A 9,950-nucleotide genomic window follows, 5' to 3' on the forward strand; every position below is an offset into this window, starting at 1 on the left:
TTGCAATCAACTTTTCGTTAAGGTCGGCGGGGTTGAGCGCCGCATGCCAGGAGAGGGGCCGCACTATGACCAACCAGGTGCCCGCCGTCCTTGATGCGCTCGAGGACCTCCAGAAATGCAGCTCTGACGCCGGACTCCGGTGCACAGCCGATGCTTGACCGGCCTATTAAGGTGCGTGCTCCTACGCGGTCCTTTGTCAAAAATGCGATTCTCGCCAGTCTTCCTCTACAAGACCTCGCGGCAATAGGGAGTTCCTTCAGTTGATCGTTTCGAGAGAACGCATGATCCTGGAGGAGCCAAAAAGGCAGCTTGATTACGTCTACTTTATCGAGTCGGGCCTCGTCTCGCTGAGGATTGTCGCGGCCGAAAGCGCCGTTGAAACCGCGGTAATAGGTTATCGGGGGTGCGGTCGGTGCTTCGCTCTTAGTGGTAGGGCATATTTCGACGCATCAATCTGTTGTGCTCCTGCCCGGAAGCGCGCACAGGATCCGTGTCAAGGATTTGCGTCGCCTGACCAAGGAGCGTCCTGAAATCCGAGAACATATCTTTTTCGGTACGTTCAAGCGCTGACTTTGCATTGCGCGCAGACGGGATTGTGCGGCGTTCGGCACGATTGCGAACAGCGCCTCGCGAGCTGGCTCTGCTTGGCGAGTGATGCTCTGGGCGCTCAAGTGCTTCCAGTCACCCATGACTATCTTTCGTTCGCCTTAGGACTGCGCCGCGCTAGCGTAACCGAGGCGCTGATCCGATTCGAAGAACGAGAGTTGATTCGCAAGATGCGTGGCGTCTTGGAGATCGATGAACGCATGGGCCTCGAGCGAAAGGCATGTAGTTGTTACAAGCTTCTTTCAGGCGCTTATGCCTTGTCCGAACATAAAAGAGCGGCGGTTAGCAACATCGTCAGCCGTCCTGGGAGCTCTTCACTCATTCCGCAGACCAGTTGTCGACGGAAGTGTTGTCGCCCGTTTCGCATGGAGCTGCGCAGACAGATGCTTATGGGAACCATAATGTCGAAAATCACCTAACCGGTATGAGGTCCCGCGTCCACCGGGATCGGCTGGCGCGCGGATAGCGGGTCGGCATGCAGCCTTGGCGCAAGACCCTCGATAGCTGTTAGGATATCAAGCTGGGCGGTGCGGAGAAGATCCCCGATGACGATTGCCTCAGCGGCAGTCCGATCACTGCGGCGAACGCCGAGACCGCGGAAGGTCACGACCGTTTGCGGCACGTCGAGCGGAATGAAGACGTTATTGGCGGGATCCTGACTGGCGGTGCTGCCGAAGCCATATTCCAATCGCAATCAGCAGCACGGTCGAACGCTGTACGAACCAGATCTCGATGCCGCTGGGCGAGACCGGGCGCTGGATCATAGTTGCAGCTTGCGACGGGCGCGACGTGAGCATCGTTCCCAGCGCGAGCGCGCTGCCGCCGATCGGGACCGAATGCCGTGGGCGTGAATAGGTCATGGCGCTTCTGCTTGCGTTTGGGCGCAACATCCTTGATCAAGTAGCCGGTCACCGAACGTTTCTTGTCGAGCCAGTTTTGCGCGGCCTCGCTGACCTGCTCGGCGGGACGCCGCGGATGCGGTCGGGCCAGTTCTTGATATCGCCCATGCTGAGCCCCGTGGTGAGCGCACGGCCATACTGGAATGGAAGCGTTAGCTCGTCGTCGCCCACGTAGATCGCGTTCGCGATCAATTGGGTCTTGACCCGCTCAAGGTCCTCGGCGCGCGGCGGGTTCTGTGCGATATCGGCAATGACCTTGTCGATTGCTTCCTCGATCTGCGCGAAGTCGGCGCCGGGCTTTGGCGATGCGGAGATGATGGACTGCGAGGGGTCGAGCGCGGTGCCCTCATAATAGACGCCGGTCGAGATCGCGAGTTGGCAATGGATCACCAGCGAGCGGTACAGATAGGAATTGGCGTCGCCGCCCATCAGTTGCGCGAGCACGCCGAGCGCGGGGCTCTCGCCCACTGCCGCGGTGGCGGCCGACGGAACGATAATAGCGGCGCAAGGTCGGCTGCGCGACGCGCCGATCGGCTATGGTCACCTTGCGCGGCGCCGCCGGCGTAGGCTCCTGCGGTCGCAGCCGTTTTGCAGGGGTCGAGGGCTGCGCGGGGATGTGGGCGAAACTCTTTTCCACCATCGGGCGGATCTCATCGGCGTCGACGTCGCCGGCGATGATCAGGATGGCGTTGTTCGGCGCATAGAAGCGCTTGTAGAAGGCGAGAGCGTCCTCGCGATCGAGCTTTTTGATTTCCTGGTGCCAGCCAATCACCGGACGGCCATAGGGATGGTTGAGGTAGAGCGCGGCCATGATCTGCTCGGTGAGCCGCGCATCTGGATTGTTAGCGACGCTCATATTCGATTCCTTGAGCACGACATCGCGCTCGGACAGCACGTCCTCGTGTCTGAAAATGAGGCCAGTCATGCGGTCGGCCTCGAATTCCATTATGTTGCCGAGCTGCTCGCGCGGCACGTGCTGGAAATAGCCGGTGTAGTCGTGCGAGGTGAAGGCGTTATCGTAACCGTCGCCACGCACCACGGTCTCGGAGAACTCGCCGGCCGGGTGCTTGGCGGTTCCCTTGAACATCAGGTGTTCGAGGAAGTGCGCCAATCCCGATTTGCCGGGGGTCTCGTCGGCGGAGCCGACCTTGTACCAGATCATCTGTGTTACGGCTGCGGTGCGGTGATCGAGGATCACCACAACCTGCAGGCCGTTCTGAAGCGTAAAGCTTGCAGCGCGTTCGCGGGCGACTGCGATCTCGGCAAGCACGCTCCCGTTCCAGCAACGTGCCGCAGGCTAGCATAGCTGCTATTATCCACTTTCTCATCGACCGCCAGGGCGGTGCGCGTCATCAAGGCCAGGGCAACACTGGCCGCGCCTAGCACCCGGGTCGTCACGGAGCTCGAATTCTTCATCGCATTGCCTTTAGTCACATAGAGATCCACATGCTGTAGCTGACGATCCCGACAAAGCAGGGAGCCTCACGCCGTCGGCAAGCAGCGGAGCAAAAGCCAGGCCAGTCGCCTGAAGTTTCGGCGCAGGGACCGCGGCGCGGGCAACTGGACGCAAAACGAAGCGCAGCGCGCGCTTTCTCTTCGACAGCCAACCCGCGTCTGTTTGGTATCCGCCAACATGTTGCGAGCACGACATTGCCCAGGAGCGCGCAGGGCAACTCGCCGCTTGCCTGAATTCTGCAATGCCACATGCCGGGTCGGCCTTGATCTCGCGCCAGAGGCACTCTCCGCCATTCGTGGCCGCGCGGGCGCTCGCCAGGAAGCACATAAAGTTTGTCGCAGCGCCGCTGCACCGGCAACACCCGCTGACGTGTTTGCGCGCAAAACACGAATTTTCGGGCACAGAATAGCCCCGCGGCACAGAAGCCGTTGCGGAGTCGGGGTGACGGGGTGGAGGTCCGGCTGGCAGGAGTGATGCTCAGGCATCGCTCATCGGGCCATAGCCGAAGGTCCCACAGGGCGGTTTCCCTCTAAGGCTCAGGAATGGCCCGTAGTTCGTCGAAGCTGTCTTTCCGCTGATCCGGGATCGGCGGCATCTCGAGGAGGGTCCGTTGGCCGGTGGCAGCTATCACTGAACAACTGAAGCTTGTACGCGTCTTGTAGACGCCCCGCGAGATGCAAGCGCACGAAGCGTACACTTGGTTCTCACGGCCCGTCTCGCCGACTGTTGCGCCATACCCTCCTTCGACCGACTACACCTCCGACGATCTCAGGCCCGCCAAGATCATTTTGGTTGCGACCGGAGCCTGTAGTCTTCCTGCTTTACAAGCTGCGCCCAGACGATCCGCGCCATCTTGTTGGCGAGCGCGACGGCTACCAGCATGCGCGGCTTGCGATCCGGGATCTGTTCGAGCCACGAACCCCCTTGGCGCGCCGCGTTTGCGCGTCTGAAGGACGACCGCGCTGCGGCGGCGTGGCTCCCGGCCAGCCAGACCTTTTACCGGGTGGGCGCGCGGCCGATCGAGGCTGCCAGTAAGTCAGTGAATTGAGAGGATCGCAATCGCCGCCATGATCGCCGAGGCGATGCCGGCCGCGACGACGAGCGCGGTAAACAGACGGTCCTGCATCACGCCGCGCTCCTAACATAGCCGCCCGGCGCGACCATGGGCGATCCGCATGGGCTGGTAGTGGCTGGGGTTTGATCAGTGTGAGATTGCACAAAGAGAAAAGCACAATCTTAACGAGGATGCCAGTGCACTTTGTGCCGCAGCTACAAAAACATGCGGGACCGACGGTCGCTCCTTAGCCCTAAACCCAGCTTTCCGCGAGCTGCGGCTGGTCGCCAGCCGAGCGCGGCATGCAGCGCAGGTCCGCCGCCTCGAAGGCGTCGCGCAGCATCTTCAGTCCCTCGTTCGGCCCCACTGTCCGCAGCATCAAGCGTGCTCGGCTGCGGCGCCTCACTGTAGCCTACCTCGAAGATGTGCGCGATGTAGCAGTTCCGGGAAATCGGCTGGTCGGTCATAGATCATCCACATCGGCAGGCGACTGCGCTGCATCAATTCGCGTTTTGCAGGATGAACTCCACAACCTTTGAGATGTCGCTCACGCGATGGTTCCTTAAGTCCGATGATCTTGCCGGCGGCTGCATCGCCCATTGTGATGCATCTCATTGCGGACATGGCGGTTCGTCGTCACGGATGGTTTCCGATCTCACCCCTCCACCATCGCGGGACTGTACCGGCTTAAGCCACGGGTTTTCGGATGAGGTTCCGGCTTGCGGAAACCGGCTTTACTATCAACTCGGACCTGGATTAGCGGGCAGAAGCTTCCCATAAACGCGAGTATCAAGGACGATCAAACCGACCGGAAGATACCTAAAAAATGGCGTTTCCCCAACCAGAGCCCCACTGCCGGGTGGCGTCTACGATTTACAACTACTCCAAGCGACCCGCACCCGACATCAGCAGAGCGGGTTGTAATCGGCCAGCGTGTGCATTATTGTTGCGCAACTACAGCAAGAAAAGGGGCTGTAAGAAGGAGGGAAGTAATGCGCGATCGACGCCATGTTTGTGTGGACTCCCGACCGGGAGCCCTTTGAATCCAGCGATTTCCCACTAAAGCGCAAACTTGCAGTCACCACCATTCCCGCAAGCGTTGCCCATCTTTCCCATCCGTGTTCCGCGGGTGCCTGCGATCACAACTGGAAGGACACAGAATGCTGGGCGCAGCCGCATCACCCAGCGTCTAATCAGCGAGTGGATTTATCAAGACAACATTCCAGAAGAAGTGGTCGGGGAGGCTGTGACCGAGGTGGAAGAATTTTCCGAATTTCCGTTCCATACTTCGCCTCTCGAAACGAATGATGATCAAGAAGATTGATTAGATCGGCGGGGCCTATATCAAACGAAGTTGGACCTCCGTGAAACATAGTTTTTCAACTTACCAGCTGGGACCGTGGCCACGCTGTATCAGGCATTACTGTTGCGAGAAATCTTGGCCGGTAAAGGGCGCGTTGTCATAACCGGCAATTCACCTCGACATGACCAGTTAGAAAGTAGGGCAATGTAAGTGTCTATGAGCTCACAAATCTCAGCCCCGTCAGGTTGCTGAAGTGACGCGGCCTCCGGACTTCATACGTCCAAGCCAAACGAAACTAGGCATGGCTAGGCTGTGTACCTATAAACTCGGCGGCGTCATGTGACTGCGACACGCCCGCTTTGCTCCGATAGCGACCAAGTTCGTGCCGGAGCGCAATATGTCGTGATGGGCCATGTGTGGACGGCTCCGGGTTGGCAAGGGTTTTCTTTACGCATGCGGCGGTAGTCGGAGCAGCCATGTGTTCGGCCTGTTAGCGCGGTCCACGTGACCGCTGGCCATAATGCCCTCCGCGGATCAGGTCCCGGTCAAAAGCACGCATTCGAAGATGCCATGGCCCAAGTGGGTTGTCCTGATCGCCGGATCGACCGGCGCTGCATTACGTGCTGTTCGCCCTCCCAAACGTTACGTCACACCGGATGTCCGGCGCGATAGGTTACGCCGCGAGCGCGACGGGCTCCCTGTAGCGCTCACCCCTGGCCATCATAGCCCACGCCATCCGAGCAATCTTGTTGGCGAGCGCGATCGCAGCCACCTTGGCGGGTCGGCGCGTCAGCAGTCCCGTAAGCCAAGGCCGATGCCCCGCGCCATGGATCTTGGCATAGCGGATCACGGCGAGCGCGCCAGCCGTGAAAAGGCTGCGCAAATAGCGATCGGCTTGTTTGCTAATACTGCCAAGCTTGTCCTTGCCTCCGCTCGAGTTCTGCTTCGGCACGAGCCCAACCCAGGCCGAGAAGTCTCGTCCCGATCGGAGAGCCTTGGGATCGGCAACGCTGGCGACCAGAGCTGTTGCCAGCGCCGGCCCGACGCCGGGGATCGCGTCCAGCCGCTTGCTCGTCACGCTTGATCGATGCCAGGCGATGATGCGTCGGTCGAACTCCAGGATTTGGGCTTTCAGTGCACGCAATTGATTGCCGAGAGCAGCAAGACAAGCACGGGCCACCTCGGGGAGCCGGTAGTCGGCTCTATCGGCGACGATCTCCAGCAGTTGCTCAACACCCCTGCGCCCGATAGGCGCGACAATCCCGAACTCGGCGAGATAGGCGCGGATTGAATTCATTACGGCAGTCTGCTGACGGATGAAGAGATGGCGCGCCCGGTGAAGCATCAGGCAGCTCTGCTGCTCGACCGTCTTGGCCGGTACAAACCTCATGGTAGGTGACCGCTTCACAGATCGCCTCCGCGTCGGTGCTGTCGTTCTTTTTCCGCTTGACGTAGGGCTTCACGTAGGCCAGCGGCATCAATCGTACGGTATGCCCCAACGCCTGCAGCTCGCGAGACCAATGGTGCGATGATGCGCACGCCTCGTGCCTACCAGGCATGGCGCCAGCTTCTGGAAAAATGCCAGGACGTGGCGGCGCCTCAACTGACGGCGCAGGACCACCTGGCCGACTGCATCAACGACATGCACTTAAAATACCGACTTGGCGATATCGAGACCGATTGTCGAAATCGACTGCATAGGCTGCTCCTCGGAATCGTGGGAGCCTCAAACGGCGCCCACTCCTTGGCACTCTCGTGCTGGTGGAGGAGCCGTCCACAGCATCAATAGCAGACAAAGACCCACGGCTAATACGTCGCTATTTCGTCATGCCGAAAGCATGCTGCCGAGGCTGACCATCTCCAGTCATATCGCTTCGGAGTTTTGTGCACGAGTTCGATCGAGAATGCCGAATTCAAATTGGACGGTCTAAGCGTAATCCACTCGTGACTGTTGGCCTCGTGCTTTCCTTCTTGAGGCACATTGAGCTGATCGAAACTACCTTTCTCACATCTGAAGTCGTCTCGATTGAGCTTCAACAACTCGTATCCGCCGCCGAAATATCGTGATTACAGCGCCGAGCGCGTCGACGCGGCCTGCCGGCGCGGCATTCTAATCAAGGCACAATCCGTCGCCTTGATACGCTCCATCCTCCAGAACGGCCCGGATCGCACATCTGTCGACGAGCCCGCCGACAGCATGCCTCCAAATTCTGGTAGCTGTACTCTCTTCTTATTCTAGCACAAATTGAAGCCGCCGCTTCGCAGGAGAGGAACATGCAGCACGAGAGTTGCTGCTAGATGGAGCAACCCGGGGGAAGCTCTGAGGCGGCGCGATCTCTTTCTCGTCCGAGTTCCTGAAGTTTACCGATGACCAGCGTGTCAGCTATGAGGAGGTATCATGGCCATCACCTATTTGACAAAAACCGAGTTGGGTCAATTTCTTCACCACACCGGCAACTACATCGAGCCGAGTGTCAGAAAGGCGCTGATCGACTCGCTAGAGAGTAGCGGTGTGTTCCACGATGGCACCACGGCACGGGTTCAGTATGGTCCGTTTCCCGGAGGGGCGGTCTCGCCTGGCACCCAAATCCTGAACGTTGCGTCGTCCACGACGATAGAGACGAATCCCTCTCTGAAAGCGATCATCCTAAACGACGCCGGTGGCAAGACGCTCAATGTCAGCGGTGGCGACAACGATGTGTTCGTTGCCATGGGCGAGGGCTCCGACACCCTAAACTTGTTCGACAGCGGCAACGATACGGTCTACGCCGGTTCAGGCAACGACGTCATCAATGCTGGTGGTGCGAGCGGTAACAGCTCACTGTACGGCGGCGCTGGCAATGACAGCATCTATGGTGGCACCGGCAACGACACGTTGGATGGCGGTACCGGCCAGGACTATTTGGAGGCAGGAAGCGGCGCGCAATCGCTGGTCGGCGGGGCAGGTAATGACTTTCTCAAAGATGTGGCCTCGGGACGCAGCACGCTGTCTGGCGGCGACGGCAACGACACGCTGCTCGGTGTGCAGGGCGACTACTTGCAGGGCGGGAAAGGCAACGACGAGTTCTGGCTCATTGGCGGCGCCCCCGGGGCAAATTCGACGCTGCAGGGTGGAAGCGGCGACGATACCTTCCATATCCAAACGCACGCCGGAAACGACACCATCATTGGCGGCGAAGGCTACGATGCAGTCGAGTTTGCGGATCGGTCTTGGCATGACATCACCCGGATCGATATCGATACGAGCACGTCGACCTTGACGCTGCATTTCACCGACAACCAGACGATTTCAGTCAGCGGAGTTGAAGAACTCAGGTTTACCGATCAGCCTCTCGATCTGACGAAGCACTAATTCGGTACCGGCGGTTCAACTGTAAAGCTCCGCTCCCGGCGGGGCTTTACTGTGTGGTCAAGCGCGCGTTCCACCTCTTCTTTGTGAGCTACCCTTGGTAAGGGGATGGTTGAAAACGCCGCCAATCTTCTCCTTTGGGCTTCAGGGAAGCCGGAACCAGGTGTAGGCAGCAACGGTATCTTCCTTTTATTAAGGCGTTCCTGTCGCACTTCGGGTTCGACGCGCTGCTCGACCTGCCCGATACGGAAATGCTCGAGAATGCCGGCCTCGTAAGCGCATGCCCCATAGATGCGCACGCGTGCGGCCAGGCAGGTCCGGGTAGCACCTGTTGCGCCGTCGCGGTAGCGACGAAGGGTAAAGTTGGGGTCTAACGCGAGGCCAGCTTCAGCAGCGGCCATGGCCTCATTCAAGGAGCCGAACAGCGCGAGTGCAGCGGCAAGCAGGAATGAGCCATTGGATAGTTTCTGCTGGCTTCGATGCTGCGGCGGAACCAGCTAACTGCTTCAGCATCTGTTGTAAGGTGCAGTTTGGCGTGCCATTTATCAGCAGCCAGTTGAAGGCGAAGTTATCGCGTGGAGAGAGGCAAAATGCTTCGTTCATATGGGCCTCGGTCTCCGCGCCGCGACCCAGATATATTTGCCTCACCGATGAGCGCGCGCGCGTCAGCCAAACGATCCAGCGGCAACGCTCGCTCGTACTCAGCAACGCCTTAAGCCACGCGGTTCATTGTACTCTGGACTACCCCTGATGCCAAATGGGCGAACGCGTGGTTCGGCGCTTGGGAAAGCGCCTTTGTCAACGTCGTCTCGGCTACGGCGAAGTGCGGCCCAATCGTTGGTCTGAAACCCCGCGCCAACTACGATATCGACAGCGGCCACAAAGACCATTGCATCGATATTGTCAGGATCGAACGCCAAGGACCGTTCAAAGAAGTCACGCACTCGCGTCATGTATTCGGGCGCAAATCCCTTGTTCCACCAAGCCCTGCCCAGAAAGTAAAGATCTATCGAATTGGGATGCAGCGAGCGCACTGCGCGTCGTGCCTCGGCCTCGATGAGCTGGGCATTCAGTTGTTGGCAAGCCGCGACACGATCTCGTCCTGCATATCGAACAGATCGGCGGCATCAATGTGGGCGGAGCGACTTGGAATGTGTTTGAAGGCTGGAACAACCACAAGGTCATCTCGTTCCTGCGCACTTCCAAGACTAACGGCGAGACCGTGGACATCAAGAGTCTCCTGCAATGGATCAAGTCGAAAAGATACTTCGGTGACATAATCG

General features: G+C 59.1%; 7 protein-coding genes and 4 pseudogenes. 4 read left to right on the forward strand and 7 right to left on the reverse strand.

Going from position 1 to position 9,950, the window contains the following annotated elements; all coding sequences use genetic code 11:
* Positions 1-671 precede the first annotated feature (671 nt).
* Entirely contained in the window at positions 672-1,025 is a 354-nt protein-coding gene (locus I6F35_RS18655) for a helix-turn-helix domain-containing protein (protein ID WP_346283181.1), read from the forward strand.
* Here I6F35_RS18655 and I6F35_RS18660 read toward each other — a convergent pair.
* The 4 genes and pseudogenes from I6F35_RS18660 to I6F35_RS40195 form a co-directional block, all read right to left on the reverse strand.
* Entirely contained in the window at positions 1,022-1,294 is a 273-nt protein-coding gene (locus I6F35_RS18660) for a hypothetical protein (protein WP_225119138.1), read from the reverse strand. The genes I6F35_RS18655 and I6F35_RS18660 overlap by 4 nt on opposite strands.
* A 173-nt stretch (positions 1,295-1,467) precedes the next feature.
* Positions 1,468-2,775, reverse strand: a pseudogene (locus I6F35_RS18665) (pitrilysin family protein); the annotation flags it as partial.
* 969 nt (positions 2,776-3,744) lie between these two features.
* A pseudogene (locus tag I6F35_RS18670) lies at positions 3,745-3,888 on the reverse strand (IS110 family transposase); the annotation flags it as partial.
* A 380-nt stretch (positions 3,889-4,268) separates the two neighbouring features.
* Entirely contained in the window at positions 4,269-4,394 is a 126-nt protein-coding gene (locus I6F35_RS40195; RefSeq protein ID WP_275945470.1) for a hypothetical protein, read from the reverse strand.
* A gap of 750 nt (positions 4,395-5,144) precedes the next feature.
* On the opposite strand from I6F35_RS40195, the gene I6F35_RS18675 reads away from it, so the two are divergent.
* Entirely contained in the window at positions 5,145-5,339 is a 195-nt protein-coding gene (locus I6F35_RS18675; protein ID WP_225119127.1) for a hypothetical protein, read from the forward strand.
* A 652-nt stretch (positions 5,340-5,991) separates the two neighbouring features.
* Here the strand turns inward: I6F35_RS18675 and I6F35_RS18680 are convergent.
* Positions 5,992-6,966: pseudogene (locus I6F35_RS18680) on the reverse strand (IS110 family transposase).
* Positions 6,967-7,716: 750 nt separating this feature from the next.
* On the opposite strand from I6F35_RS18680, the gene I6F35_RS18685 reads away from it, so the two are divergent.
* Positions 7,717-8,670, forward strand: a complete 954-nt coding sequence (locus I6F35_RS18685; RefSeq protein ID WP_225119128.1) for a calcium-binding protein — start codon at positions 7,717-7,719, stop codon at positions 8,668-8,670.
* Here the strand turns inward: I6F35_RS18685 and I6F35_RS18690 are convergent.
* Both I6F35_RS18690 and I6F35_RS18695 read right to left on the reverse strand, forming a co-directional pair.
* Positions 8,667-9,068: a hypothetical protein gene (locus I6F35_RS18690; RefSeq protein WP_225119129.1), complete on the reverse strand. Its 402-nt coding sequence runs from the start codon at positions 9,066-9,068 to the stop codon at positions 8,667-8,669. The two genes, I6F35_RS18685 and I6F35_RS18690, sit on opposite strands and share 4 nt — an antisense overlap.
* Positions 9,069-9,072: 4 nt before the next feature.
* Entirely contained in the window at positions 9,073-9,270 is a 198-nt protein-coding gene (locus I6F35_RS18695; protein WP_225119130.1) for a hypothetical protein, read from the reverse strand.
* A 550-nt stretch (positions 9,271-9,820) separates the two neighbouring features.
* Between I6F35_RS18695 and I6F35_RS18700 the strand changes: the two are divergent.
* Positions 9,821-9,950: pseudogene (locus tag I6F35_RS18700) on the forward strand (glycosyl hydrolase); the annotation flags it as partial.

The organism is Bradyrhizobium sp. BRP22 (assembly GCF_020194175.1).
Lineage (GTDB): Bacteria > Pseudomonadota > Alphaproteobacteria > Rhizobiales > Xanthobacteraceae > Bradyrhizobium.

Bases quoted from the DNA above. Each gene is read 5' to 3' on its own strand.
- I6F35_RS18685 (WP_225119128.1), top strand. From the start codon at position 7,717: ATGGCCATCACCTATTTGACAAAAACCGAGTTGGGTCAATTTCTTCAC.
- I6F35_RS18690 (WP_225119129.1), bottom strand. From the start codon at position 9,068: ATGGCCGCTGCTGAAGCTGGCCTCGCGTTAGACCCCAACTTTACCCTT.
- I6F35_RS18695 (WP_225119130.1), bottom strand. From the start codon at position 9,270: ATGAACGAAGCATTTTGCCTCTCTCCACGCGATAACTTCGCCTTCAAC.
- I6F35_RS40195 (WP_275945470.1), bottom strand. From the start codon at position 4,394: ATGCTGCGGACAGTGGGGCCGAACGAGGGACTGAAGATGCTGCGCGAC.